At 73.2% G+C, this 26,057-nt stretch carries 25 protein-coding genes; 7 read left to right on the top strand and 18 right to left on the bottom strand.

Features of this window, described 5'->3' with window-relative positions; translation table 11 throughout:
* Positions 1–160, bottom strand: a 160-nt coding sequence (locus tag JHD21_RS03850; RefSeq protein ID WP_292671776.1) for a UvrD-helicase domain-containing protein, incomplete at its 3' end; no start/stop codon positions are given.
* A gap of 76 nt (positions 161–236) precedes the next feature.
* On the opposite strand from JHD21_RS03850, the gene JHD21_RS03845 reads away from it, so the two are divergent.
* Positions 237–485: a mycoredoxin gene (locus tag JHD21_RS03845; protein WP_292671773.1), complete on the top strand. Its 249-nt coding sequence runs from the start codon at positions 237–239 to the stop codon at positions 483–485.
* A 3-nt stretch (positions 486–488) separates the two neighbouring features.
* Here JHD21_RS03845 and nudC read toward each other — a convergent pair whose 3' ends face one another.
* Positions 489–1,406, bottom strand: coding sequence for an NAD(+) diphosphatase (gene nudC, locus JHD21_RS03840; protein WP_292671771.1), 918 nt, complete (start codon positions 1,404–1,406; stop codon positions 489–491).
* Between the two features lie 24 nt (positions 1,407–1,430).
* On the opposite strand from nudC, the gene deoD reads away from it, so the two are divergent.
* Complete coding sequence (deoD, locus tag JHD21_RS03835; RefSeq protein WP_292671770.1) at positions 1,431–2,150, top strand: purine-nucleoside phosphorylase; 720 nt, start codon at positions 1,431–1,433, stop codon at positions 2,148–2,150.
* On the opposite strand, the gene JHD21_RS03830 is transcribed toward deoD, so the two are convergent.
* Complete coding sequence (locus JHD21_RS03830; protein WP_292671768.1) at positions 2,143–2,670, bottom strand: hypothetical protein; 528 nt, start codon at positions 2,668–2,670, stop codon at positions 2,143–2,145. The two genes, deoD and JHD21_RS03830, sit on opposite strands and share 8 nt — an antisense overlap.
* Positions 2,671–2,724: 54 nt before the next feature.
* Here JHD21_RS03830 and JHD21_RS03825 point away from each other — a divergent pair, with 54 nt between their 5' ends.
* Complete coding sequence (locus JHD21_RS03825) at positions 2,725–3,795, top strand: NAD(P)-binding domain-containing protein (RefSeq protein ID WP_292671767.1); 1,071 nt, start codon at positions 2,725–2,727, stop codon at positions 3,793–3,795.
* Here the strand turns inward: JHD21_RS03825 and JHD21_RS03820 are convergent.
* Genes JHD21_RS03820 through JHD21_RS03810 form a run of 3 tightly spaced genes read right to left on the bottom strand, consistent with a single transcriptional unit; the run spans position 3,765 to position 10,880 of the window.
* Positions 3,765–7,031: an ATP-dependent DNA helicase gene (locus JHD21_RS03820; RefSeq protein ID WP_292671766.1), complete on the bottom strand. Its 3,267-nt coding sequence runs from the start codon at positions 7,029–7,031 to the stop codon at positions 3,765–3,767. The two genes, JHD21_RS03825 and JHD21_RS03820, sit on opposite strands and share 31 nt — an antisense overlap.
* 2 nt (positions 7,032–7,033) lie before the next feature.
* Positions 7,034–10,282 carry an ATP-dependent DNA helicase gene (locus tag JHD21_RS03815; protein WP_292671764.1) on the bottom strand — a complete coding sequence of 1,083 codons (3,249 nt, stop codon included), beginning with the start codon at positions 10,280–10,282 and terminating at the stop codon, positions 7,034–7,036.
* Between the two features lie 46 nt (positions 10,283–10,328).
* Positions 10,329–10,880: a hypothetical protein gene (locus JHD21_RS03810; RefSeq protein WP_292671762.1), complete on the bottom strand. Its 552-nt coding sequence runs from the start codon at positions 10,878–10,880 to the stop codon at positions 10,329–10,331.
* Between the two features lie 51 nt (positions 10,881–10,931).
* Here JHD21_RS03810 and JHD21_RS03805 point away from each other — a divergent pair, with 51 nt between their 5' ends.
* Positions 10,932–11,471: a hypothetical protein gene (locus JHD21_RS03805; protein ID WP_292671761.1), complete on the top strand. Its 540-nt coding sequence runs from the start codon at positions 10,932–10,934 to the stop codon at positions 11,469–11,471.
* On the opposite strand, the gene JHD21_RS03800 is transcribed toward JHD21_RS03805, so the two are convergent.
* The 4 genes from JHD21_RS03800 to JHD21_RS03785 form a co-directional block, all read right to left on the bottom strand.
* Complete coding sequence (locus JHD21_RS03800; protein WP_292671759.1) at positions 11,405–12,244, bottom strand: hypothetical protein; 840 nt, start codon at positions 12,242–12,244, stop codon at positions 11,405–11,407. The two genes, JHD21_RS03805 and JHD21_RS03800, sit on opposite strands and share 67 nt — an antisense overlap.
* 4 nt (positions 12,245–12,248) lie before the next feature.
* Positions 12,249–12,914, bottom strand: coding sequence for a lysophospholipid acyltransferase family protein (locus JHD21_RS03795; protein WP_292671758.1), 666 nt, complete (start codon positions 12,912–12,914; stop codon positions 12,249–12,251).
* A gap of 219 nt (positions 12,915–13,133) precedes the next feature.
* Complete coding sequence (locus JHD21_RS03790) at positions 13,134–13,454, bottom strand: MGMT family protein (protein ID WP_292671757.1); 321 nt, start codon at positions 13,452–13,454, stop codon at positions 13,134–13,136.
* Positions 13,455–13,534: 80 nt separating this feature from the next.
* Positions 13,535–14,419 (bottom strand): hypothetical protein, encoded by an 885-nt coding sequence (locus JHD21_RS03785; protein ID WP_292671756.1) that lies wholly within the window; start codon positions 14,417–14,419, stop codon positions 13,535–13,537.
* A 96-nt stretch (positions 14,420–14,515) separates the two neighbouring features.
* Between JHD21_RS03785 and JHD21_RS03780 the strand changes: the two genes are divergently transcribed.
* Positions 14,516–15,739, top strand: a complete 1,224-nt coding sequence (locus tag JHD21_RS03780) for a CoA transferase (RefSeq protein WP_292671755.1) — start codon at positions 14,516–14,518, stop codon at positions 15,737–15,739.
* A 143-nt stretch (positions 15,740–15,882) separates the two neighbouring features.
* Here JHD21_RS03780 and JHD21_RS03775 read toward each other — a convergent pair whose 3' ends face one another.
* Genes JHD21_RS03775 through JHD21_RS03765 form a run of 3 tightly spaced genes read right to left on the bottom strand, consistent with a single transcriptional unit; the run spans position 15,883 to position 18,479 of the window.
* Positions 15,883–16,986, bottom strand: a complete 1,104-nt coding sequence (locus JHD21_RS03775) for a ring-opening amidohydrolase (RefSeq protein WP_292671753.1) — start codon at positions 16,984–16,986, stop codon at positions 15,883–15,885.
* 12 nt (positions 16,987–16,998) lie between these two features.
* Positions 16,999–17,946 (bottom strand): carbamate kinase, encoded by a 948-nt coding sequence (gene arcC, locus JHD21_RS03770; RefSeq protein WP_292671751.1) that lies wholly within the window; start codon positions 17,944–17,946, stop codon positions 16,999–17,001.
* Positions 17,943–18,479: a nucleoside deaminase gene (locus JHD21_RS03765; RefSeq protein WP_292671750.1), complete on the bottom strand. Its 537-nt coding sequence runs from the start codon at positions 18,477–18,479 to the stop codon at positions 17,943–17,945. Before JHD21_RS03765 ends, arcC begins: the two co-directional genes overlap by 4 nt.
* A gap of 61 nt (positions 18,480–18,540) precedes the next feature.
* Here JHD21_RS03765 and JHD21_RS03760 point away from each other — a divergent pair, with 61 nt between their 5' ends.
* Positions 18,541–19,071, top strand: coding sequence for a hypothetical protein (locus JHD21_RS03760; RefSeq protein WP_292671748.1), 531 nt, complete (start codon positions 18,541–18,543; stop codon positions 19,069–19,071).
* Positions 19,072–19,074: 3 nt separating this feature from the next.
* Here JHD21_RS03760 and JHD21_RS03755 read toward each other — a convergent pair whose 3' ends face one another.
* From JHD21_RS03755 to JHD21_RS03745, 3 genes are read right to left on the bottom strand one after another with little or no spacing between them, the layout of a single operon-like run.
* Positions 19,075–19,491: a cupin domain-containing protein gene (locus JHD21_RS03755; RefSeq protein WP_292671746.1), complete on the bottom strand. Its 417-nt coding sequence runs from the start codon at positions 19,489–19,491 to the stop codon at positions 19,075–19,077.
* Entirely contained in the window at positions 19,488–21,404 is a 1,917-nt protein-coding gene (locus tag JHD21_RS03750; RefSeq protein ID WP_292671745.1) for a hydantoinase B/oxoprolinase family protein, read from the bottom strand. Before JHD21_RS03750 ends, JHD21_RS03755 begins: the two co-directional genes overlap by 4 nt.
* Positions 21,401–23,479 (bottom strand): hydantoinase/oxoprolinase family protein, encoded by a 2,079-nt coding sequence (locus JHD21_RS03745; protein ID WP_292671743.1) that lies wholly within the window; start codon positions 23,477–23,479, stop codon positions 21,401–21,403. Before JHD21_RS03745 ends, JHD21_RS03750 begins: the two co-directional genes overlap by 4 nt.
* Positions 23,480–23,543: 64 nt before the next feature.
* On the opposite strand from JHD21_RS03745, the gene JHD21_RS03740 reads away from it, so the two are divergent.
* The gene (locus JHD21_RS03740) at positions 23,544–23,792 is read left to right on the top strand and encodes a DUF2630 family protein (RefSeq protein WP_292671742.1); all 249 of its coding nucleotides are present in this window, start codon (positions 23,544–23,546) and stop codon (positions 23,790–23,792) included.
* Here JHD21_RS03740 and JHD21_RS03735 read toward each other — a convergent pair.
* Both JHD21_RS03735 and JHD21_RS03730 read right to left on the bottom strand, forming a co-directional pair.
* Positions 23,780–24,547: a GntR family transcriptional regulator gene (locus JHD21_RS03735; RefSeq protein WP_292671740.1), complete on the bottom strand. Its 768-nt coding sequence runs from the start codon at positions 24,545–24,547 to the stop codon at positions 23,780–23,782. The genes JHD21_RS03740 and JHD21_RS03735 overlap by 13 nt on opposite strands.
* A 28-nt stretch (positions 24,548–24,575) precedes the next feature.
* Positions 24,576–25,964: an amidase family protein gene (locus JHD21_RS03730; protein WP_292671739.1), complete on the bottom strand. Its 1,389-nt coding sequence runs from the start codon at positions 25,962–25,964 to the stop codon at positions 24,576–24,578.
* Positions 25,965–26,057: the final 93 nt, after the last annotated feature.

Here is a 26,057-nt window from a genome sequence, read left to right as displayed (position 1 = left end):
GGGCGTAGACGCCGGTCGCGACGCCGTGGGCGATGCGGTGGGTGATGGCGCGGGTCTTGCCCGTCCCGGCCCCGGCGAGCACCCGGACCGGCCCGCGCAGGGTCTCGGCCACCGCGCGCTGCTCGGGGTCGAGCGCGGACAGGAGATCGGGCGCAGCCATGGTGGAACAACACTCCAGGTCAGGTGGTTGGATCGGACGACACCCGACCCTAGACGTCCGAGGGGACACTTCCACGATGAGCAGCTTCACGATGTACTCGACGCCCTGGTGCGGCTACTGCCACCGGCTCAAGAGCCAGCTCGAGCGCGAGGGCATCGCCTTCGACGTCGTCGACATCGAGCAGCACCCCGAGGCGGCGGCCATCGTGGAGTCGGCCAACGGCGGCAACCAGACCGTCCCGACGCTGGTGTACGCCGACGGCACCTCGATGACGAACCCGTCGGTGCTGCAGGTCAAGGACAAGCTGGCCGCGCTGGCCAGCTGAGCGTCACCACTGGCCCGGCAGCTCGCCGCCGAACCAGTGCTCGACGAGTGACCGGCTGATCGAGACACCACCCGGGAGCACGAGCGTGCCCGCCTCCGCCTCGGCCTTCATCTCGGCCCGGGTGAACCAGCGGGCGTCCTCGATCTCGTCCTCGTCGACGGTGATCTCGAGAGTCTCGGCCCGGCCGACGAACCCGATCATCAGGCTGGCCGGGAGCGGCCACGGCTGGTTGCCGAAGTAGTCGACCCGGCCCACCACCACGCCGGTCTCCTCCAGCACCTCACGGCGTACGGCGTCCTCGAGGGTCTCCCCCGGCTCGCAGAAGCCGGCCAGCGTGGAGTAGCGGCCCTCGGGCCACACCGCCTGCCGGCCGAGCAGGCAGCGCTCGTCCTCGGCGCCGGGCTCGCCGGCCGCGACGATCATGATCACGGCGGGGTCGGTCCGCGGGAACTGCGACTTGCCACAGGACGTGCACACCAGCTCGTGGCCGGCCTTGCGCACCTCGAGCGTGCCGCCGCAGCGCGGGCAGAAGCGGGTGGCGTAGAGCCACTCGGCCAGGCCGAGCGCGTGGAAGACCAGCGGCGCCCCCGACAGCTCGCCCTCGGCCGCGCCGGCCAGGTGCGGCAGCAGGCCACGCAGCGGGTACCACCCGGCGTCGACCGACGCGCCCTCCGCGGGGGCGACGACCGCGAACCAGGCCCGGCCCTCCCGCTCTCCCAGCAGCACCCGCAGCCCCTCGGGTGCCTCGGCCGGGGACACCCACTCGACGGCGCCGTCCACCGGGCGGACCCGGGTCCCGGCGACCACCAGCACGCGGGTCCCCGGGTCGGCCCAGCGCTCCTCGAGCCAGGCCTCGTCCGCACGGCGTACGGCCACCCGGTCGTGCGCGTCGGCCGCCATCTGCTGGTGCGCGAACTCCACGGTCCTGAGACTAGGGTCCCTGCGGTGAGCACCCATATCGGAGCCCGGCCCGGCGAGATCGCCCCGCTCGTCCTGATGCCCGGGGACCCGCTGCGCGCCAAGTGGATCGCCGAGACGTTCCTCGACGACGCCGAGTGCTACACCGAGGTCCGCGGCATGCTCGGCTTCACCGGCACCTGGCGCGGGCACCCGGTCTCGGTCCAGGGCTCCGGCATGGGCCAGCCGTCGCTGGCGATCTGCGCGACCGAGCTGTTCCGCGAGTACGACGTGCAGTCGGTCGTCCGGGTGGGGTCGGCCGGCGGGCTGACGGACAAGGTCGCGATCCGCGACGTCATCATCGCCTCCGGCGCCTGCACCGACTCGTCGATGAACCGGATCCGGTTCGACGGTCTCGACTACGCGCCCGTGGCCGACTTCGGCCTGCTGTCGGCCGCGGTCTCGGCCGCCGGGGACCGCTCGAACGTCCACGTGGGCCTCATCTTCAGCGGCGACTCGTTCTACTCCCCCCGGCCCGAGCTCCTCGGCCCGATGGTCCAGCACGGCTGCCTCGCGATCGAGATGGAGGCCAGCGCGCTCTACACGATCGCGGCCGGCCACGGCCGCAAGGCGCTGTGCATCTGCACGGTCTCCGACCACATCGTCACCGGCGAGGAGACGACGGCCGCCGAGCGCGAGCAGACCTTCGGCGACATGGTCGAGATCGCACTGGCGGCCGGCACTGCGTCCGGGACCAGCATCAGCTGAGCCCGCCCTCCTGCGCCCGGGCGGTGATCCACACGCCGAGCTCGAAGTCGGGCACGGCCAGGTGGCGCGGCAGCGGCAGTGCGGCCAGCTCGTGCCGGCCCGTCTCGATGGCGTACCGGCGCAGCGACGAGAGGTGACCGAGGTTGCCGCGGGCCCAGTCCTTGTCCACCATGAGCACGACGGACGGGTTGCCCGCGGTGCGCGCCTCACCGATCACGCCCCAGGGCACGAGCACCGCCAGCGCCGAGGTCCAGACACCGGCCGGTGAGATGACCACCGCCGGCTCGGTGACGTGGAGCCGTCGCCACCCGGTCCCGGCCAGCACCGCGGCCGCGAGCCCGAACAGCCCCGCACCGGGCGTGAGGGCGACCGCCGCCCAGACGGACAGACAGAGCACCGCCGTCCCGGCGCCGACCTCGAGCCGGCCACGGGTCCGCGAGTAGCCGATCTCGATCGGCTCGCCCCGGTCGGCGAGCCCCCGCCAGGAGGCGTAGAGCTCGGCGGTGCGCTGGTCGGTCACGGCACGACATCCTTCCCGATGGACTATCCGGGCCGGCGCCGGCGTTGACCCGGCATGCCCGTCCTGGACTCGGTGGTGATCGGCGCGGGCCAGGCCGGGCTGTCCGCCTCCTACCACCTGGCTCGGCGCGGAGTCACCCACGTCGTGCTGGACGGCGACGACTCCCCGGGCGGCGCCTGGCAGCACCGCTGGGACTCGCTCACGATGCGGGACGTGCACGGCGTCGCCGCGCTGCCCGGCTCGGAGCCGCCGCCCGAGGCCGAGGGCCGGGCCAACGTGGTGGTCCCGGCCTACTTCGCGTCGTACGAGCGCGCACACGACCTGCCCGTCGAACGGCCGGTGCGGGTCGAGGAGGTGGTCCCCGTCGAGGACGACCTGCTCGAGGTGCGGGCGGGGCGGCACGCGTGGACGACGCGCACGGTCGTCAACGCCACCGGGACGTGGTCGCAGCCGTTCGTGCCGGCCTACCCCGGCAGGTCGAGGTTCCGGGGACGCCAGCTGCACACCCACGACTACGACGGGCCCGGGTCGTTCCGCGGCGCTCGTGTGGTGGTCGTCGGCGGCGGCGCGTCCGCGGTGCAGCTGCTCGGGGAGATCGCCCCGGTCGCCGCCGGCACCCGGTGGTTCACCCGCCGCCCGCCGGTGTGGCGCACCGACGACTTCACACCCGAGATCGGCCGGGCCGCGGTCGCGCTGGTCGAGGATCGGGTACGCCGGGGGCTGCCGCCCGCCAGCGTGGTGAGCGTGACGGGCCTGGCACTGCGGGAGCAGGAGCGCGAGGCCGACCGGCTCGGAGCGTACGACCGGCACCCGATGTTCACCGCCCTCGAGCCCGACGGCGTCCGGATGGCCGACGGCTGCCTGTGGCGGGCGGACACGGTCCTGTGGGCGACCGGGTTCCGCCCGGCGGTCGCCCACCTGGCACCGCTGCGGCTGCGCTCACCGCACGGCGGGATCCAGCTCGACGGCACGACCGCGGTGGCCGACCGGCGGGTCCAGCTCGTCGGCTACGGGCCCTCGGCCAGCACCATCGGGGCCAACCGGGCCGGCCGGGTGGCCGCGCGAGGTGTCGCGGCATGGCTGGACCGGGCCGGTCAGAGCGAGAGCATCGCCTCCAGCGCCTGACGGTCGGGCAGGTCGTCCGGTTCGACGGTCCGACCGGTCCGCACGTAGTGAAACGCCGCCCGCACCTGCTCGACCGGGACGCCTGTGAGCTCGGCCCAGGCGAGCCGGTAGATCGCGAGCTGGAGCGGGTCGGCGGTGGCCTGCTTGTTGGTCTTCCAGTCCACGACCAGGAACGCGCCGTCGTCCTCCTCGTAGACGGCGTCGATCCGGCCGCGGACGACCTGGCCGTCGAGCACGAGGGCGAACGACGCCTCGACGGCGTACGGCGCGCGGTCGGCGAACGGGCCCTTCTCGAACGCCGCGATCACCTCGTCCAGCTCGGCCTCGTCGTCGATGCCGAGGTCCCCGCGGCCGGGCAGGTCGTCGGGGTCGAGCAGCGGCTGCTGCGCGAAGCGTCCCTCCACCCAGGCGTGGAACAGGGTGCCGAAGCGGGCCGCGCGCGACGGCGGCCGCGGCATCGGCCGGGCCAGCTCGCGGGCGAACGCGTCCGTGTCCTCACGCAGCCGCAGGAGGGACGTCGCCGACAGGCTGCCGGGCAGCGGAACCTCGATCTCGGGGCTGCGCTCCGACCGGGCCTCGACGAGCAGCCGCTCGACCTCGTCGTCCCAGTCGGCCACCCGGGCGCTCTCGACCATGTCGAGGTCCTCGTCGTCGGCCAGCGGGTCGGCCGCTCGCACGAGCGCGGCGGCGGCGACCCGGCGCTCGACCTCGGCGCTGACACCGGTCGGCGGCCAGGGCCGTGACGGGTCCTGGTCGGCGTACGGGTGCGGATCGCCCTTGGCAGGGGCGTCGAGCCACTCCGTGACGGGCTCACCCCACTCCGCGAGCTGGTCGCGCAGCTCGAGCTGGTAGGCCGAGGGCCCGAACGGCGTCGCCCGCGGGCTCCAGCAGAACGACGTGACCGAGAGCCGGTGCGCGGCACGGGTCATCGCCACGTAGCCGAGCCGCAGCTCCTCGGTGGCCTCGTGCTTCTTGGTCTCGGCGCGGTAGTCGTCCAGGGCCGCCTTGTCGTAGCCACGCAGCTGGGGCAGGTCGGCCGCGTCGCCGCGCAGCGGGGCCGGGAGCACCGCGGGCGACGACGTCCAGAGCGTGCGGGACTGCGCGCTCGGGAAGCGCCCGGCGCACACCCCGACGAGGAAGACGGTCCCCCACTCCAGGCCCTTCGCGCGGTGGACGGTGAGCAGCTTGACCGAGTCGGCGGCCGACGGCGCCACGATCTCCAGGCCCTTGCTCTCCTCCTCCTCGGCGGTCAGGTAGGCCAGGAGCGCGACGAGGGTGACGTCGCCGTCGACGGCCTGGAAGTCCGCGACCGCGCGGACGAACAGGTCGAGGTTGTCGCGCCGGGCGGCCGCCGAGGGTGACACGACCGAGGCGAGCTCGACGTCGACCCCGGTGGTCTCGACGATGCGCCGGACCAGGTCGAGCAGCGGCTCCCCGACGTAGGAGCGCAGCGTCCGCAGCTCGGCGGCGAGCAGGGCGAACCGCTCGAGTGCCTCCGCGGAGTACGGCGCGTCGCCCGGGTCGCGCAGCGCGTCGTCGAGGCACGGGATCTCGGCGGGGTCGATGCCGTCGGCGATCTCGACGAGGTGGTCGTCGATCGACGTGGGTGCGGCGGACCGTCCGCGGCCTCCGGCGAGCTCGCGCGCGCGGTCGCCGAGCAGCTTGAGGTCGCGCGGTCCGATCGCCCACCGTGGCCCGGTCAGCAGGGTGAGGAGCGAGGCGTTGGAGGTGACGTCCTTGAGGAGGTGGAGCACCGCGACCACCTCGGCGATCTCCGGGAGCCGCAGCAGTCCCGCGAGTCCGACGATCTCCACGGGGATCCCGGCGTCGGTCAGCGAGTCGAAGACCTCGGCCGCGTGCGCGTTGTCGCGGGTGAGCACGCCGATGTCGGACCAGCGCTCGGCGTCGCGGGTGCCGTGGACCTCGCGGACCGCGTCGGCCAGCCAGCCGAGCTCGTCGTGCTGGGTCTCGAAGACCCGGGTGGTGACGACGCCCTCGGCCGCCTCGGGCTTGGGCTCGAGCGGCCGGACCGCGGTCGTGGCGTCGTAGAGCGGGCGGGCGAGCCGGTTGGCGACGGCCAGGATGCGCCGGTCCGAACGCCGGTTGACGGTCAGCGGGTAGACGGGCACGCCCAGCTCTCCGGACTCACCGGAATCACCGGGCTCACCGGGCCCGTCGGCGCGCGCGGGGAACGTCTCGGCGAAGCCGAGGATGTTGGAGACGGACGCGCCCCGCCAGCCGTAGATCGCCTGGTTGGGGTCCCCGACCGCCGTGACCGCGTGCCCGCCACCGAAGATCCGCGACAGCATCGTGGCCTGGGCGACGGAGGTGTCCTGGTACTCGTCGAGCAGGACGACCTTGAACCGCTCGCGCTCGGCGACGCCCACCTCGGGCTGCAGCCGGGCCAGCCGCGCACCCAGCTCGATCTGGTCGGAGAAGTCCATGAGACCCAGGTCGGACTTCATCCGGCGGTAGCCGGCGACCAGCCCGAGCAGCTCGGAGCGCCGCTCGATCGCGTTGGCGGCCTTCTCGATCTCCCGGACGTAGGTGACCCGGTTCTTGCCGGCCCGCTCCTCGTCGGCGGCGGCCTGGAACCGCGCCAGCGCCTCGGCGTCCACGCGTCGCACGTCGTCGGGCCCGACGAGGTGCTCGCTCATCGCGCCGTCGAGGTCGAGCAGGTTCTGGATCACCGTCTGGGGGTGGTCGCTGAGGAAGCTGATCTCGCCCGTGTAGCGGTCGACCACCCGCGCGCCGAGCTGGTAGCGGGCCGCGTCGGTGATGACCCGGGTGTCCGGCTCGTGCCCGATCCGGAGCCCGTGGTCGGTGAGCAGCCCGGCGGCGTAGGCGTTGTAGGTCGCGACGGTCGGCTCGAGCACGTCCTCCCGGTCGTCCCCGCCGTCGCCGGCGTCGCTGTCGTCGAGTGCGCCCGCGTCGGTCAGGGCCTGCCGGATCCGGCCGCGGAGCTCGGTCGCGGCCTTGGTCGTGAAGGTGAGGCCGAGCACCTGGTCGGGGCGAACCGCGCCGGTGAGCACGAGGTAGACGACCCGGGCGGCCATCAGGGTGGTCTTGCCCGAGCCGGCGCCGGCGATGACGACGGCCGGCGACAGCGGGGCGGTGATCGCGGCCCACTGCTGCTCGCTGGCCTGCCAGGGCGCGCGCATCGCCGCCGCGAGGTCGGCGGGCGTGTCGAGGCGGACCGCGGGCCGTGCCGGGGGGTGGATCGGGGCTGCGCTCACGGTCAGATCACCGACCCGCGGCTCTTGACCGGGCACAGCGGCACGAAGTCGCAGTCGCGGCAGTGCTGACCGGCGGTCGCCGGGAAGCTCTCGGTGCGCAGCAGCGACGCCGCCCGCTGCAGCCGACCGCGGAGGTCGTCGCGCGCGGTGCCGTCGTCCGCCTGCACCGGCTGTGCCTGGACGGTCGCGAGGTCGGTGTCGCCGGGCAGGCCGAGCTGCACGAGCTCCGCACCGCCGGCGACACCCTGCCGGTCCTCGCCGACCAGGCCGTCGGCGGCACCGTGGTCGACGGCCAGCTGGTAGAGCCCCAGCTGGACGTTGGTGAGCACGGACCTGTCCGAGGGCTTGGTGCGCCCGGACTTGAGGTCGACCACCACCACCCGACCGTCGCCGTCGAGCTCGATGCGGTCGGCGTAGCCGTCGAGCCGCACGGTCTCTCCGTCGGGCAGCTCGATCAGCGCGCGGAAACCCTCCTCGACGCCGAGGACCGTGCGGGGGTTGCTGTGGTGCCAGGACAGGAACCGGGCCAGCGCCATCCGGATCCGCTCCAGCTCGCGAGCCTTGGCCCACGGCGTGCGGAACTCGAGCCGGTCCCACACCTTCTCCACGTGGCCCATGAGCTGCTCGACCCCGTCCGGTCCGGGCTGGAGCTCGCCGGCCGCGACCCGCTGCGCGAGCGCGTGCACCATCTCGCCGACGTTGGCCGACTGGTGCTGGCGGGCGACGCCGCCGGCCTCGCGGGCCAGGAACCAGCGCGTCGGGCAGACGTCCATCGCGTCGACGATGCTGGCCGAGACCGGCACCGGCCGGTCGGGCGGGCGGATGTCCTGGACCGACCTGCTGACCGACCGGGTGCCCCACCAGGTCGACGGGTCCGCCATCGGCACCAGCTGCCGGTCTCCACTCCTCTCGCCCGCCAGCCTGGCCAGCCGGCGTGCGGCAGCGCCCCGCATGGCGTCGCCGGCGTCGGGGTCGGTGAGGGTGCGCCGCAGCTCGGCGACCAGGCCCGCGAGCGACAGCGTCCGCGGCGGCCGGCCGACGACCTGCTCGACGGTCACGCCGAGCTCCTCGAGGAACCGGGACGGCTGGTCTCCGTCGTCCTCGGTCGACGCGACGGCGGTGACGACGAGGCGCTCGCGGGCGCGGGTGCAGGCGACGTAGAACAGCCGGCGCTCCTCGGTCAGCATCTCGCGGGCGGACGTCGGCGGCACCAGGCCGGACGGCCCGATCCGGTCGGCGCCGAGGATGCTGGACCGGCGGCGCAGGTCCGGCCAGCCGTCCTGCTGCACGTGCGCGACGACCACCAGCCGCCACTCGAGCCCCTTGGCGCGGTGCGCGGTGAGCAGCCGGACGGCGGCTCCGCGGGCACCCCGCTCCGCCAGGGTGTCCGCGGGGATCTGCTGGGCGACCAGCGTCGCCAGGAACTCGCGGACCCCCACGTGGTCCCGGGTCTCCTCGGCACGCGCCGCGGCCTCGAACAGCGCCACGATCGAGTCGAGGTCGCGGTGTGCGCGCCGGGCTGCGGCGCCGCCGTACTCGACCCGCTGGCGGAGGCGGCGCGGCCAGGACGTGCCGTCCCAGAGCGCCCACAGCAGCTCCTCGGCGGTGGCACCGGCCTCCATCTGGTCACGGACGGACCGGACGAGGTCGCCGACGGCGCGGGCCCGCTGCACCTCGGCGCCGGTCAGCCCGTCGAGGGTGCCGACGTCGAGGACGGCTCGGCGGACCAGCTCTCGCGAGTGGAGCGGCAGCCGCGCCTCCGCGTGCGCGACCTCCTTCTCCCGGGTGCGCAGCTGGCGGGCGAGGCGCCGTACGTCGCCGGCATCGAGCCCGCCGAGCGGCCCGGTGAGCATCGCCTCGGCACGCGCCGCGTCGATGTGGTCGACGTGGTCCGGGTCGTCGTTGTCGAGGTTGAGCACGACGCGCAGGGCGTCGATCAGCGGGAGCGCGGCCGGGTCCCGGACGAGCGGCACCTCGTCGCTGGCCACCTCGACCGGTACGCCGGCGGCGCCGAGCGACCGGCGCAGCGGCGGGATGGACGCGCGGCCCGAGCGGACGAGCACCGCCATCTCGTCCCAGCCGATGCCGTCCTCGAGGTGCGCACGGCGGAGCAGGTCGGCGAGGTGCTCGGCCTCGCTGCGGTCGCTGTCGTAGGTGCGCACGACCACCCGGCCCTCGCCGTGCCCACCGGTGACCGCGACCGGTGACAGGAACGCCTCGCGCGCCTCCACCGGGATGCTGCCGGGCAGGCCGATCCGGCCGGCCACCCGCTGGGCGGCGGTCAGGATGCGCGGCCCGAACCGGCGGGTCGTCCCGAGCGCCACCACAGGCGCTGCCGTCCCGTCCTCGGCGGGGAACTCACCGGGGAAGTCGAGGATGCCGCGGACCTCGGCGCCGCGGAACGCGTAGATCGACTGGTGCGGGTCGCCGACCGCGACCAGGTTGCGGCCGTCGCCGGCCAGCGCCTGGAGCAGCGCGACCTGGCCGGAGTCGGTGTCCTGGTACTCGTCGACGAACACGTGCGCGTAGCGCGCCCGCAGCTCGTCACGGTGCAGGGTGGCCTCGATGGTCGCGCGGCGGATCAGGTCGGAGTAGTCGACGGCGGCGCGCTCGTCGAGGATCGTGAGGTACTGCTCGAGGAACAGCCCCGCGGCCACGAACTCGGGCAGTCCGTTGTCCTCGCCCAGCCGCTGGAGTGCCTCGCCGTCCAGCGCCTTCTCGCGGGCCCGCGACAGCACGGCGTGGACCTCACGGGCGAACCCGCGGGTCCCGAGCGCCGCCTTGAGCCCGTCGGGCCACCGCACCGACTCCGGGTGGTCCTGGAGCAGCTCGCGCAGGACCACGTCCTGCTCCGGGGCCGACAGGAGGCGCAGCGGGCCGAGGTAGAGCTCCGCGGGCGCGTAGGCGCGGATCAGCCCGTAGGCGAACGAGTGGAACGTCGAGCCGATCGTGGCCGACATGGTGCGGCCGACGCGGGCCGCGACCCGGTCGCGCAGCTGCTCGGCGGCCTTGCGGGAGAACGTGAGCGCGAGCACCGAGTCGGGGTGGGCGCCCTCCTCGATCCGCCGCACGATCGCCTCGACCAACGTCGTCGTCTTGCCCGTCCCGGGACCGGCGAGCACCAGGAGCGGACCGCCGGGGTGCTCGACCACCCGCCGCTGCGGCTCGTCGAGCTCAGGAACCGCCGCCGTCGCCGGCGGCCGCACGAGGCGGTACGCCGGCGCGGAGGTCCCGGGGGTCCCTGAGGTCACAGTGGCCATTCGACCACCCGGTCCCGACAGGGCCAGGACCCAGGGATCAGAGCGCCTCGCGGACCAGCAGGGCCAGGGCGGTGCTCCTGGGCAGGTTCTCCTCGTCGGACCCGCTGAAGTCGTACCACTGCGCGGTGAACGAGCCCTCGCCCGCGTAGGCCCAGACGCTGGCGAACGGGCCGACGAACGCGTCGTCGCCGAGCTCGGGCACCGGTGCCGAGTCGTCCTCGCGCACCGAGTCGGCGGCGCTCGCGTCGGTGTAGACGGTGATCATCGCGCTCGCCGACGGGTCCTCGACGCCGCGCCAGGTGCAGGTCGACTGGGACCCGCCCGTGGCGACCGGCCCGTCCCCGCCGACGCCGTCGGAGACCGTCGTCCCCACCGCCATGGTGACCTCGTCGGTCGAGACCAGGGAACAGGCGTCCGGGACACCGCCCGCGTCCTCGGTGACGCTGGGACCGTCCGTGGCGTCCGGGCTCCCAGCGGTGCCGGAGCCGGAACCGTCGGAGCCGGACGGGTCGTCCGCATCGGTGTCGCCACCGCAGGCGACCAGGAGCGGGACGACGAAGAGCAGGGACACGGCACGTCGGAGACTCACGGCGGGCATCGTAGACGCCGATCCGCCCGCGGGTTCTGCCAGAGTTGGGGCATGAGCACGGAAGCCCCGGCGGCGGCCCGGGTCTCGCCCCGGGCGGCGGCCGTCACCGTCGCGTCCGTCCTGGTCGTCGCGGTGAGCCTCACCTGGACCTACCTGTCGATGCGGGCCGTGATGAACGTGGGCGGCTCGTGCGCCGACGGCGGGCCCTACGTCAGCGCGCAGCCGTGCCCGGACGGGTCGATCCTGATCGCGGTCGCGATCCCGGCGCTCATCATCTTCGCGATGATCGGCACGGTCTCGGCGAGCAGTGTGGGCGCCCCCAACCTGCTGGTCCCGATGTGGGGCGGGCTGTTCGGGTCGCTCGGGTGGAACTTCCTCGAGTACGCGTTCATCGGACCCGACGTGGTCTGGAGCTGGCTGGTCTGCGGCGTCCTGTTCTGGGCGATGGCGCTGCCGGCGTTCGTGTTCATGGTGTCCCAGCTCCGGCAGACCCGTCAGGGCCCTGCGGTCTGGTGGCTGCCGGCCTACGGCGTGCTCGGCGCGGCCGGCCTGCTCCTCGGCTGGTGGAGCTTCGTCGCCATCGCGTCGTAGAACTGGGCCGCCTCGGCCCCGTTGAGGAACAGCTGTGTCAGCCCGCGGGTCACCACCTCCGGCTGCCTGAGCCGGATGGTGAGGCTGCCTCGGCGCCTCGCGCCGTCGTGGGTCCCGAAGAACCGCAGCCGCAGGCGATCCACCTTGATCGTCCGGGCGTCGATCCGGAGACCCAGCAAGGTCAACGTCCCGCCGGCCGCCGTTATCTCCGGTCCGAGGGCAGTGATGAGAGTTCCGGAACCGGTTGCCTTCCGGGCGCCGACGTGGGTGACGTAGCCGTCGAGCGATGCACGCCTCGGCTTCTCCTTCGGGTGCCCGCGCCGCCGGGACGCGGGCGCCGTCGACCGACGGTCGCCGAAGGCGGCGAACAGCTGGTCCAACTCGCTCCGCGACAGGCTGAGGCTGGTGATCCCCGGCCTGAAGGAGTACGGGGAGTCGAACGTGATCGACGCTCGACCGGTCGAGACGTCGCCCCCGCCGACCGGTCGGACCACGAACCTCAGCCTCATCGCCGAGGCCTCGAACGACCTGGCTGACACGGGGGTACCCGCCAGGCGCACCGAGGCGCCCAGGTCGATGCGGGATCCGTCGACCGAGGTGCCCCGGATGAAGAGCGCGCCGAGGGGTGCCTCACCGAGCGGCTTGCGCAGCACGAGGAAGACGTGGGCCGTCGGGCTCGGGTCCGAGACGCGACCGTGAGACGCGTCCGCGGGCAGCACGACGCCAGGTCCGGCGAGCGCGAGGCACACGACCACGGCGAGTCGGCGGATCATGCCCTCACGCCACGGGCCGGTCGTTGTAGACACCCGCTTCGACCTGGCCGGTGATGGCCCGGATCGCGGCCATCACCTCGTCGGTCACCTGCCGCCGGGCCCGGCCGAGCGGGACGCCGTCGAACCGGCCGGTGAAGTCGATGGGCTTCCCGAACTCGATCGTGACCGGCACGACGCGCAGCCGGTTGGAGTCGACCGCCATCACGTGCTCGGTCCCGGTCAGCCCGACGGGGACGACGGGCACCCCGGCGGTCAGCGCGAGGTGCGCGACGCCGGTGCGGCCGCGGTAGAGCCGCCCGTCGCGGGAGCGGGTGCCCTCGGGGTAGATCCCGAACGCCTCGCCCCGCCCCAGCACCTCGAGCGCGGTCTGCAGGCTGGCGATCGCCGCCTTGCTGTCGTCGCGGTCGACGGGCAGCATGCCGAGGCCCTCGAAGAACGCCCGGGACACCAGGCCCTTGGGCCCGGTACCGGTGAAGTAGTCGGACTTGGTGAGGAAGACGACCTTGCGCTTGACCACCGCCGGGATCGCGACCGAGTCGACGAAGCTGAGGTGGTTGCTGGCCAGGATGACGCCGCCGGTGTCCGGGACGTGCTCGAGGCCGACGACCGTCGGGCGCCACACCGCTCGCATGAGGGGCGGCACGATGCCGTGCATCACCTCGTAGAGCATGCGGACCAGTCTGGGTCACTACTGACGCGTAACGAGGCGGCGTCTCGAAACCCCGGAAAAGACGGAAGGCCTCTCGCAAGTATGAGTTGCAAGAGGCCTTCCTATCCAGCTCCCGAAGGAACTGGGTAAGAGAGTTCTACGCCCACCACCGGCCCACGCGCAAGGGGTGCGGCCGACATTCTTCTGGTTCCACAGCTCTGTCCACAGACTGCACAGGAATCAGGCCTCCCCGGGCTCCCAGAACGCCTCGCGCATGTCGATCGCACCGGACTTCTTCAGAGGAGTGCCCTCGGCCCGGTAGTGCTCGCCCGCCTCGCCCTCGTGGCTCGGCGGCAGCGACCCGTCGGCGCGCACGACCCGCCACCAGGGCACGCCACCGCCGTGGGTGGCCATCACGTTGCCGACCCGGCGGGCGCCGTGGCGGCCCAGGGTCTGCGCGATGGTGCCGTAGGTCGTCACCCGGCCCGGCGGGACGGCCTCGACGATCGCCAGCACCGCCTCGACCCAGTCCTCGCGGGCGTTCCCGGGTTCAGCGTCCACGTCCGAAAACTAGCGCTGCCCGCCCCCGGCCGGAGCCGGGGACGGGCAGACCCTCGTGGGTACGAGCTAGAGGCCGTGCGTCACAGGATGGGGTCGAACGGCTCGGTGCCGTTGACCAGCGTCAGCCCCGCGATGCCCGAGTGGGCCTGGGCGAACGCGAGCTCCTTGGCCAGGTCGCCGATGTTGTTGGACAGCGGCAGCGGCGCGAGGCCCAGCGTCGACAGGGTGCCCACCGCCTTGCCGCCGGCGCTGACGAACGCCGAGCCCGAGTCACCCGGGACGCCGGGCGTCAGGGTGTAGAGCGGGTGCGACCAGCCACCGTCGGCGGCGTTGTCGCCGAGGCTGATGCCGGTCTTGGGCGACAGCGCGGTGACGCCGCCGCGGAGGCTGGAGTTGCCGTAGCTCCACACCCGGTCGCCGGCGGCGGTGCCGTCGGTGTCGATGCCGGTCGGGCCGCCCCAGAACGGGATGGACGGGTTGACCTTGCCCTTGTCGGCCTCGGAGACCTTCACCAGGGCGAAGTCGTTGTAGGCGCACTCGTTGGAGTCGGTGGACAGGCCGAGCGCACGCATGGTGCGCCAGGAGGAGTAGGCGAGCGTGCCGCTGCCGACCTGGGTGCCCTCGCTGACGAGGCTGCCGCCCTTGTTGAAGGTGACCGTGGTGCCGAGCGGGACCGACTCGTTGAGGCAGCCGTTGGTGTCCGTCGCGGCACCCATGCCGGCGCAGTGGGCGGCGTAGCCCACGTAGACGTTGTTCGCGCTGTCGGTGAAGACGAAGTTGCCGGTGCACTGCGCGCCCTCGGTGTACATCTGCACGCCGGGGGTGATCTCAGCGGTGGCGGCTGGTGCCCAGGTGGGGGCGGCGTTGGCGGCGGGCGCGGTAGCCACCGCGACGCCGAGGACGGACGAGGCGAGGAGCGTCATCGCTCCGGCCAGGCGTGCCGTCGTCGATCGAACGAACGTCATCTGGATCCTCCGGGTCTGCTGCCCGTTCCGAGGCGGGCAGATCGGCGGTCCAACGAGCGGACGGCGGCCGGGGTTACGCGTCAGTACGGTGGCCGTATGCCCGATGACGAGCCCGACGACCAGCCCGGCGACCAGCCCGGCGACCAGGTCGCGCCCTTGTCCGGCCTGCTCGTGCTCGACCTGACCCGCGCGCTGGCAGGCCCGCACGCCGCGATGACGCTCGGCGACCTCGGTGCGCGGGTCATCAAGGTCGAGCCCCCGGCCGGTGACGACACCCGGTCCTGGGGCCCGCCGTTCGTCGGGCCGCCCCAGGACGCGGACGACGGCTCGACGGTCCGGGAGTCGACGTACTTCCTCTCGGCCAACCGCAACAAGGAGTCGCTGGTCCTCGACCTCAAGTCCGAGGCCGACCGCGACGTGCTCGCCCGCCTCGTCGAGCGGGCCGACGTGCTGATGGAGAACTACCGGGTGGGCGTGCTCGACCGGCTCGGGTTCCCGGTCTCGCGGCTGCACGACCTCAACCCCCGGCTGGTGGTCCTGTCGATCACCGGGTTCGGGCACGACGGGCCGGAGGCCAGCCGGGCGGGGTACGACCAGATCGCCCAGGGCGAGGGCGGGCTGATGTCGATCACCGGCACCGAGCAGCCCACCAAGGTGGGCGTGCCGATCGCCGACCTGATCGCCGGCATGAACGGCACCATCGGCGTGCTCGCGGCGCTCACCGAGCGGGCCCGCACCGGTCGCGGCCGGGTGGTGCGTACGTCGCTGCTGGCCGGGATGGTCGGCGTGCACGCGTTCCAGGGGACCCGCTGGACGGTCGCCGGCGAGGTGCCCGGCCTGGCCGGCGACCACCACCCCTCGATCGCGCCGTACGGCATGTTCGCCACCGCCAGCGCGCCGATCCAGATCGCCTGCGGCTCCGAGGGCCTGTGGCGGGCGCTGTGCGGGGCGCTGCAGTGGGACCCCGAGGACGACGGCTTCGCCACGAACCCGGAGCGGGTCGCCCACCGCGACGACCTCGTCGAGCGGCTCGAGTCGCACTTCGCCCACCAGCCCGCCGAGCACTGGCTCCGGCTCCTGGCCGAGGCCGGCGTCCCGTCCGGCAAGGTCCGCTCGATGGACGACGTCTACTCCTGGGACCAGGCCCTGTCGCAGGGCCTGCTGCTCTCGGTCGAGCACTCGACCCTCGGCCCGATCGACCTGCCCGGCTCACCGCTGCGGTTCGACGACAACGCCTTCTCCGGCGGCCGCTCCTCGCACGACCCGCCACCGACGCTGGGCGAGCACAACGACGCGATCCGGGAGTGGCTGGACTCCTGAGCCCCCCGTTGGTTGAGGAGGCGCGCTAGCGCCGTCTCGAAACCTCGCAAGCCGTCGCTGGGACCCGCCTGCATCCAGTTCCAGCCAACGCTGCGGAGGTCTCGAGACGCTCGCTGCGCGAGCTCCTCGACCGACGACCGGGGTCAGCCCAGGTCGACGATCGCGGCGACCGGGCCGCCGCCGTCCGGGCCCTGGTGGGCCGCGGAGACCGACACGAAGACCGCCGGGTCGCCGGTGACCGCCGCGGTCACGCCGCCGACGCAGGCCTTGATCTGGCGGTGCCAGTGCACGTCGGAGTCGTCGAGCATCGCGTTGCGGCGACCACGGACCTGGCCGTCCTGGGACGCCTCGCACTTGAGGAAGACGTTGACCAGCCTGCCGTCGAGGTCGCTGGTGTGCGGTCGCTCGGGGAGCTCGAGACCGGCGTCGCGGATGGCGTTCCAGATGCCGTCCTGGTCGAGGGCGTCGGTCATCACCGAGTGCCCGATCCGGTAGCGGCCTCCCACGCCGGGGGCGTTGCCGACCACGACCACCTGCGCCTGGTCGAGCTCGACACCGGAGGAGCACGACGCGACGCTGGAGAACAGCGACCGGTCGTGCATCACGTCGTCGTCGCTGGGCATGTCGATCTCGCCGAGGGCGACGGCGATACCGAGCGCCGTACAGCCGTTGGAGAGGTCCATCGACTGGTGCGTCTCCTCGGTCCACACGGTCTTGCCGCGCGACTTGGCGTCGCGGATGGTGTGGATGGTGAGCAGCGGGGTCTTGGTCTGCACGTAGTGCACGTCGGCCGGGTCGGTGATGCCGGCCTTCTCCATCGCCACCTTCACGGCGTCCGCGACCTTGGTGATCATCGGCGTGCGGCCGATGTCCTCGGGCAGCAGCTGCTCGCTCATCGCGAACCCGACGGTCAACCGGGGCTCGTCGGACGGCGTCACGTCCTCGGGCGGGACGGTCGCGAAGATCGTCGCGTGGGGGCTGATCACGCCGTCGGTGCCGCCGGACCACACGATCGGGACCTGCTTGACCTGGTCGGCGGGGGCGCCCTTCTCGACCAGCACCTCGCGGAACGCGCGGTCGGCGATGATCCGGGTGTAGTCGTTGACCCCGCCGTTGCCCTCGGTCTTGCCGATGATGGCGACCACGCGCTCGGCGTGGAGGACCCCGTCGTCGATGAGCTTGGCCAGCTCGCTGGCGTCGGCGACGGAGTGGATCGGGACCTTGCGTACTTCGATGGCGTCGGGCATCCGGTGATCCTCTCAGGTCTGGTCGGAGGACGGTACGACGACCGTGCCCCCGTCCCCGTTGATCGCGGCGGTGAGATGGGCCAGGTCGGTGATCACGGACCGGGCGCCGCCCTGCTCGACGAACCGGCATGCCGCGTCGACCTTGGGTCCCATCGAGCCGGAGGCGAAGTGGCCGGCGGCGGCGTACTCGCGCATGGTGGCGACCGGCACCGTGCCGACGTCGGCGGCCTCGGGCGTGCCGTAGTGCAGCACGGCGTGCGGGACGTCGGTCGCGATGACGAGCACGTCGGCGTCGACGGTCCTGGCCAGCAGCGCGGCGCCGAGGTCCTTGTCGATGACCGCCTCGACCCCGCGCAGCGAGCCGTCGGGGTCGCGGACGACCGGGATCCCGCCGCCGCCTGCCGCGACGACGACGAAGCCGTCGGCCACCAGGGACTGCACGGCGGGGGCATCCAGGATCTCGACCGGCTCCGGCGAGGCGACCACCCGCCGCCAGCCCTTGTCCCCGCGGTCCTCCCAGGTCTCGCCGTGCTCCACGAGCACCAGCGCCTGGTCGGCCGGGAGGAAGTGCCCGATCGGCTTGGTCGGCTTCTCGAAGCCCGGGTCGTCGGCGTCGACCCTGGTGCGGGTCACCAGCGCAGCGGTACGCCGGGCGAGGCCGTGCTCGGCCAGCGCGCTCTCCAGGGCGTTCATCAGCACGAACCCGAGCGTCGCCTGGGTCTGGGCACCGCACCAGTCGAGCGGCACCGGCGGGACGACGGCGGCGGCGAGCTCGTTCTTGACCAGCAGGTTGCCCACCTGCGGGCCGTTGCCGTGGGTGATCACGACCTCGACGTCCTGGGCGAGCAGGTCGGCGACCGCGGCCATGGCGACCTGCGCGGCGGCGATCTGGTCCTCGGGCCGGGCCCGGCCGTCGGCGTTGGTCATCGCGTTGCCGCCCAACGCCAGCAGCACCCTCACCCGATCGAACCTACGCGAGGGCCGACCGACCCGGCCAGCGGTGAGTAGCCCGCACGCCCCTCGGCCAGTCGCCTGTGCAGCTCACGCATCTCGGCCTCCAGCTCGGGCGCGGGGCCGTCGACCGGGACGCCGGGTGCGACCGCCTGGACCGGGAGTGGCAGCACGGGTCCGGCCGGCACTCCCCACTCGGCACGCCACGCGCCGAGCTGGGCCGAGGAGACGGCGTAGACGATCCGGCCGAGCCCCATCCAGCCGTGCGCGGCCGAGCACATCGGGCAGTGCTCGCCGGAGGTGTAGACCGTGGCGGTCGAACGCTCGCCGGCGGTGAGGTGCGCCGCCGACCACCGGGCGATCTCGAGCTCGGGGTGTCGGGTCTCGTCTCCGTCCTTGACCCGGTTGCGGTCCTCGAAACGGACCTCTCCCGCGGCGTCGACCAGCAGCGAGCCGAACGGCTCGTCGCCGTCGTCCAGCCCCTCGCGCGCCAGCTCGACGCAGCGGCGCAGGTGCACCAGGTCGGTCTCGGTGAGGGCCATCACGGCAACCTAACCCGCCGGCGGGGCGATTCGCCGGTGCAGCATCTGCCAGAGTGCCGCCATGTCGGTGCGCACCCGCTCCCTGCTGACGGTGGCCGCGGTGCTGCTGCTGGCGGTCACCATCACCTGGTTCCTCGTGGGGTCGTGGGCCCAGATGGCAGCCGGGTACAGCTGCGCGACGGGCGGGCCCTACGTGATCGCCAACCCCTGCCCCCACCACACGACCTCGCTGATCCTGGTCGGGATGTTCGTGTCGCTCGTCGTCGCGCTGGCCGGCACGATGGTGTCTCTCGGCGTCGGCGCGCCCAACCTGGTCGTGCCCTACTGGACCTTCACGCTGGGCGGTCTCTCGGTCCAGCTCTTCGCCCAGGGCGGCGACGACGGCTGGGTCCTGGGCTGGGTCGTCGGCGCCGGCATGTTCCTGCTCTTCGCCGTGCCGGGGCTCTACCTGATGAGCCCCTGGCAGCGGCTCTACGACCGGGAGCCGGTGAAGGGCGCCCCGCTGAGTCGCAACCAGTGGTGGCTGGTCTACCTCGTCCTGGCCGCGGCCGGCGTGGTGGCGGGCTCGTGGACGGCGAACACCTGGCTCTGAGAGCTAGGCGAGCTCGAAGTCGTCGAAGTCGAACCCGGGGGTCACCAGGCAGCTGACCAGCGCGTCCGCCTCGCCGGGCAGGGTGCGCTGCCAGGTGCCGCCGGGCACGAGTGCCTGGGTCAGCTCGCCGGCGCCGGTGCCGACGAGCAGGACCTCGCCGTCGGCCGGCGTCCCGGCCCGGCCACCGAGCTGGAGACGGACGGTGCCGAGGTGGGCGAGCCACACCTCGTCGGAGGTGACCCGGTGCCAGGCCGACGAGTCCCCGGCGGTGAGCAGGAAGTGGATGAGCGTCGCCAGGGGCCGGATCCGGCCGTCGGGCAGGGTGACGGTCTCGGACGGCGCGAACGTCTGGCGGAACCAACCCCCCTCGGGGTGCGGGTCCAGGTCCAGCGCCTCGGCCAGCGGCGGCCGGCCGGTCACCGGACGTCCACGTCGGCGTGCGCGGCGCCACCGGACAGCCGTGCGTAGCCCGGTCCGCGGTCGAAGAACACGTCGGTCCGCGCGGGCCGCCCGGCCCGTTCCGCGACGGTCGCCTCCTCGTCGTACGACAGCGAGTCGTCGTCCAGCGAACCGGTCAGCACGACGCCGTACGCCGAAAGGGCCGCCTCCGGCGACACCTTGCGCCAGACCACGTCGCGGACGACCAGGGCCGGGTCGCGCTGCAGCGGGTCGCCCCAGCCGCCGCCACCGGTGGTGCGGATCCGGATGACCTCGCCGGCGACCACGGGCTCGGCGTCGGCGAGGGCGTCGACCTCGCGCTCGTTCGGGCCGCCCGGGTCGATCACGACCTCGAACGGCCTGCCGGCCTTGCCGCCGCGGACGCCCCAGCAGGCCAGGATCGACCGGTCCGCGATGGACATGAAGTGGCCGTCCTTGAGCATCCGGATGTGCTTCTCGTAGCCCAGGCCGCCGCGGAACTGGCCCGCTCCCCCGCTGTCGACCGCGAGCGACAGCGCCTCCACCCGGAACGGGAAGCGCGCCTCGGTGAACTCGGTCGGCAGGTTCCGCGAGTCCGGGACCACGTGGATGGTGTCCTCGCCGTCGGCGTAGTAGCGGCCGCCCGAGCCGCCGCCGAGCACCTCCCGCATCAGGTAGGGCCGGCCCTCGAGGTCCTCGCCGTAGACGCCGGTGTAGCGGATCGTCTCCTGGTCGGCCGGCATCCGGCCGTCGACCGCCTTGGCGATCACCCCCGCCAGGACGCCGAGCAGCCGCAGGATCACGAACGTGCGGGCGTTGGTGGGCGCCGGGAAGACCGGCGTGAGCAGCGTGCCCGGAGGCGGGAAGCGCATCTCGATGAGCGGCACGACACCCTCGTTGACGTCGAGCTCGGCCATCCGCTCCGGGGTGTCGGCGAGGTTGCGCAGGATCGGCGCCAGCCACTTCTTGAGGAAGACGCCGTCGCTGGCGTCGCCGACGTGGTTGATCGGCCCCTTGGCCTGGGGTGACGTGCCGTCGAAGTCGAGGACCAGCCGCTCGCCGTCCGGGTCGTCGGCGGCCGTCCGGGTCAGCGTGATCCGCTGGGTGTGCAGCATCGGCTCGTCGACGCCGTCGTGCTCGGCGTAGTCCTCCCACACCCAGGTGCCGACCGGGATCTTGCCGAGGATCTCGCGGCGGTAGGTCTCGGTCGTCCGCGCCAGGATCGCGTCGAAGCAGGACTCGACGGTCTCCACGCCGTACCTGTCGAAGAGCTCGCCCAGCCGCCGGGCACCCATGAGGCAGGCCGAGCACTCGGCGTCGAGGTCGGCCGCCAGCGACTCCGGCATCCGGGAGTTGCGGGTCATGATCGTCAGCGCCGCGCGGTTGGGGACGCCTGCGTCCCAGAGCCGGATCGGCGGGACCATGAGTCCCTCCTCGAAGACGCTCGTGGCGTGCGAGGGCATCGAGCCGGGCACCGCGCCGCCGATGTCGTCGTGGTGGCCGAACGCCTGGACGAACGCGACCACACGGCCCTCGGAGAAGACGGGCACCGTCACGCACAGGTCGGGCAGGTGCCCGATGCCACCCTCGGAGCGGTAGACGTCGTTGTGGAAGAACACGTCCCCCGGCCGCATCTCCTCGAGCGGGAAGTCCCGCGCGACCGGGTGCACGAGCGCGGAGTACGAGCGGCCCGTCAGCTTGCGCAGCAGCCGGTCGTGGATGCCGGCCCGGAAGTCGTGGGCGTCCCGGATCATCGGGCTGCGGCTGGTCCGCCCGATCGCGGTCTCGACCTCCATCTCGACGCTCGCCAGAGACCCCTGGACGATCTCGACGAGGACCGGGTCGGCGCTCGCGCCGGCGTCCGCGGTGAGGTGGCCGTAGGGGAACTGGGTGGGCGCCCTTCTCGACTCGGTCACGACTCGCTCCTGGTCACGATCAGGTTGAGGTACTCGTCGACGCGGACCTCGAAACCGGGATGGACCGGCACCGTCGAGCCGAACTCCTCGATGATCACCGGACCCGGCATCCCCTGCCCCGGCCGGAGGTCGGCACGCGGGACGACCCAGGTGTCGACGAACCCGATCTCGGCGTCGAAGCAGACCGGCCGGCTCGGTGCCGGCCAGCCCATCTCCCAGCTCCCGGAGATCTCGTGGCGCGTGATCTCCGGCCGCTTGATCGGCCCGATGCCGGAGACCCGCAGGTTGACCCACTCGACCTGCTGGGTCGTGTCGCCGGAGAAGTCGTAGCCGTAGAGCGCCTTGTGCTCGGCGTGGAACCGACCCGCGACCTCGGCGAGCACGCCGGCGTCGACGGCGCCGTCCGGCACCGGGACCCGCACCTCGAAGGCCTGCCCGAAGTAGCGCAGGTCGGCGGTCCGGACGAACTGGTGCTGCTCCGGCGCGAACCCCTCGGCAGCGAGCGCGTCGGCGGCCCGCCCGGTGAGCTCGTCGTACGCCGTCGCGACCGTCGCCGGCTCGAGGGCGTCGGCGAGCGCCACGTGGGTCTGCACGTAGTCGTTCTTGACGTCGACGGTCAGCAGCCCGAACGCCGAGACGTTGCCCGGGTTGGGCGGGACCAGCACCGTGGGAATGCCGAGCACGTCCATCAGCCGGCACAGCAGCAGCGAGCCGGAGCCGCCGAACGTCGTGAGGGTGAAGTCGCGGACGTCCAGACCCCGCTTGACGGTGACCTGGCGCAGCGCGTTGGCCTGGTTCCAGGCCGAGATCTCCAGGACGCCGGTGGCGCACGCCTCCAGCGAGAGGCCGAGCTGCTCGGCGAGCGCCTCCACGCCGGCCCGCGCGGCGTCCACGTCGAGCGGGATCTCGCCGCCCAGGAGGTGCGGCGGGATCCGGCCCAGCACGACGTGGGCGTCGGTGATGGTCACCTCGGTGCCACCCTTGCCGTAGCAGATCGGCCCGGGGTCGGCTCCGGCCGACTGCGGGCCGACCTTGAGCGTCCCCTCCGGCGAGAGCCACGCGATCGAGCCGCCGCCGGCGCCGACCGTGACCACGTCGATCATCGGGATCTTCGACGGGAACGCACCCACCGTGCCCTCGGTGGTGAGCGTCGGCTCGCCGTCGATCACCACGGACACGTCGGTCGACGTACCACCGCCGTCCGAGGTCAGCACCCGGTCGAACCCGGCCACCTCGGCGATCAGCGCCGCGCCCAGCGCCCCGGCCGCCGGACCCGACAGCACGGTCGTGATCGGCTGGTGGACGACCTCGTCGGCCGACAGCACGCCGCCGTTGGACTTCATGACGTAGAACGGGATCGTCCGGTCGTCGTAGGCCTCCAGACGCGCCTTGATGTTGGTGACGTACGCCGAGAGCCGCGGCTTGACCGCCGCGTCGACCAGCGTGGTCATCGCCCGCTCGTACTCGCGGTACTCGCGCAGCACCTGGCTCGACAGGGAGACCACGGCGTCCGGGTGCTCCTCGAGCAGCACCGCGCGCATCCGCTCCTCGTGCACCGGGTCGGCGTAGGAGTGCAGGAAGCACACGCCGAGCGTGTCGACACCCTGGTCCCGGAACCAGCGGGCGACCGCCCGGGCCCCGGCCTCGTCGAACGGCCGCACCTCGTCGCCGTTCACGTCGAGCCGGCCCTCGACACCCTTGACCAGGTCGCGCGGGACGATCCGGGGCGGCTTCACCCAGAAGTAGGAGTTGCCGTAGCCGTCGGGCACCGACTGCCGGGCGATCTCGAGCATCGCCTCGTAGCCGGTGTTGGTGATGAACCCGAGCCGGTCGACCTTGCCCTCGAGCAGCTGGTTCGTCGCGACCGTGGTGCCGTGGCTGACCGCGTCGATGTCGGCGCCGGTCGCGCCGAGCAGGTCGAGCACCTTGTCGATGCCGGCCAGGAAGCCGTCGGCCGGGTTGGCCGGTGTCGACGGCGTCTTGGTGGTGACCAGCTCGCCGGTGTCCTCGTCGAAGGCCACGACGTCGGTGAAGGTGCCGCCGGTGTCGATGCCGATGCGGATGCGGCGAGGCATGCGCCCACTCTGTCAGCCTGCTTCGGCACTGTGCACCGGCGACTCCGGGTTGCAGACTGGGGTCATGGCAGACGACGGCGACATCCAGACCCGGATCAAGGCGCTCATCGACGAGGAGCACGGGCTGCGCGAGGCGCTCTCGGCCGGGCAGATCTCGGCCGAGGACGAGCACGCGAGGCTGGCCCGCGTCGAGGTGGAGCTGGACCAGTGCTGGGACCTGCTGCGCCAACGACGGGCCAAGCGGGAGTACGGCGACAACCCGGACGACGCACAGGTGCGCCCGGAGGGAACCGTGGAGACCTACCTCGGCTGAGGCGGTCCCAGCAGATCCACCGCCACCTGGAACGACGTCAGGTCGAAGATGTTCTTGGCCAGGTAGGCCGGCGCACCGTCCTGGGCCAGCACCGAGGTGACGACGGCCGGCATGCCGTGGAGCGGCAGCTCCATCCAGGACAGCCGCTCGGTGTCGCGGGAGACGGGCGAGAGCCGCCACACCATCGGCACCATCGCGGCCCGCCGCGCCGGGTCGAGCGCGTCGAGGAGCGTGGGCCACCTCCCGACGTCGCGCTGGGCCTCGTCGTCGGCCTCCGCGACCTCGGGGGGCACGACCGACAGCGGCATCACCTCGAGGGTGGAGGCCAGCAGCACCCCGTCGAGCTCGAACACGGTCTCCCACACCAGCTTCGGCTCGTCGGTGCGCAGCAGCTCGCGTGACCAGCTGCCACCTCGCTCGACCGCGGCGTGCAGGCGCCGCACCGGCGTGGCGGCGTCCCGGAGCTGCCGGTGGAAGCCGTCGGCGAACCCGACCGGGTACGGCGGCGCGGGCGCGACGCACCAGCGCCGGTCCCGGTCGCGCACCAGGTGCCCGTCCTCCTCGAGGAGCAGCAGCGCCTCGTGGGCGAGCTCGCGGCGGATGCTCAGCTCGCCGCCGATGACCACCTCGTTGGGCAGCTGCTCACCGGGCTCGAGACCGTCGCGCCGGATCAGCTCCCGCACCCGGTTGTAGGCGTCCACGAACGGCGGCATCCCCGTGCGCACGTGCCGTTCCGGATCTCGCCACTCGGTCATTCGTCGTCCCCCCGTCGTCGTGCTCAGCTCACGTTGCGGTCGATTCCACCCCGGCCGCCACCTCGAGGAGGAAGCGGTCCGCCCCGTGGGCGGCGACGATCTGCACCCCGACGGGCAGCCCGTCGGGCGTGCTCCCCCAGGGCACGGAGATCGCCGGGCATCCGGTCACGGTGATGTAGTAGCACGCCCGCATCCAGTCGAGGTACGTCGCCATCGGGCGGCCGTTGATCTCGGTGGGGAACTCCTGGTCCGCCGGGAACGGCGGCACCTGCGCGGCGGGCAGCACCAGCACGTCGTGGTCGAGGAAGAACTCCCGCATCCGCTCCGAGAGGGTGGTCCGGCCGGCGTACGCCCTCGCCACGTCCGCGCCCGTCAGGTGCGCACCTGCCCGGATGTTGTCGGCCAGGGAGGGCTTGAACGCATCCGGGTGGGTGGCCAGGAGGTCCCCGTACGCCGCCTGGAAGTGCCACGCCCGCAGGGTGCGGAAGGTGTCGTCGGCCTCCGGGAGAGCGGGGTGGGCCGCGGTCACGGTCGCCCCGGCGCGCGCCAGGGCCGGCCCGGCCGACTCGACCACCGCGGCCACGTCGTGGTCGACCTCGAACGCACCGCCCAGGTCGACCGAGAGCGCCACCCGCACGCCCGCGAGGGACCCGCCGACGGGGGGTGCGAACGTGGCGCCGGGGTCCCCGAGCGCCGTCGGCGCCCGGGGGTCGGGCCCGGCGAGCACCGAGAGCAGCAGCGCGAGGTCGCCGACGTTCCGCGCCAGCGGACCGCCGACCGAGGTCGTCTCCCACTGGTTGTACGCCGGCCACTGGGGCACCCGTCCGAGGCTCGGCCGGAGGCCGACCACGCCGCAGAACGACGCCGGGTTGCGCAGCGACCCGCCCATGTCGGATCCGTCGGCGAGCGGGACCATCCCGGACGCCAGCGCGCAGGCGGCGCCGCCGGACGAGCCGCCCGCGGACCGGGTCGGGTCGACCGGGTTGAGGGTGGTCCCGAAGATCGTGTTGAACGTGTGCGACCCGGCCGCGAGCTCGGGGACGTTGGTCTTGCCGATCACCGTCACCCCGGCCCGGCGCACCCGCTCGACGATCAGGTCGTCCGTCTCGGGCACGTGGTCGGTGAACAGCCGCGACCCGTACGTCGTGCGCCAGCCCGCCACCGCGTGGGTGTCCTTGACCGCGAACGGCAGGCCGTGCAGGGGTCCGACCTCGTCGCCGCGGGCGAGCGCCCGGTCGGCGGCGGCCGCGCCCTCCCGGGCCCGCTCCTCGTCCAGCGACACGATGGCGTTGAGCTCGGGGTTGCGCTCGGCGATCCGGTCGAGGTGCAGGTCGAGCAGCTCCCGCGCGGAGACGACCTTGCGGCGGACGGCGTCGGCCTGGTCGCGGGCGGTGGACTCGACCGTCAGCTCCCCCACGAGTCCCTCACCGCCGCCGCCCGAAGACCGAGCCCACCACGACGCCCAGCACGACCAGCCACGTCAGGACGGCGATCACCAGCGCCTGCGCGA

Origin of the sequence: Nocardioides sp., from assembly GCF_016462705.1 — a bacterium.
GTDB lineage: Bacteria > Actinomycetota > Actinomycetes > Propionibacteriales > Nocardioidaceae > Nocardioides.
Note: the sequence above shows the minus strand (reverse complement) of the source record. Positions and strands in the feature narration are given on the sequence as shown.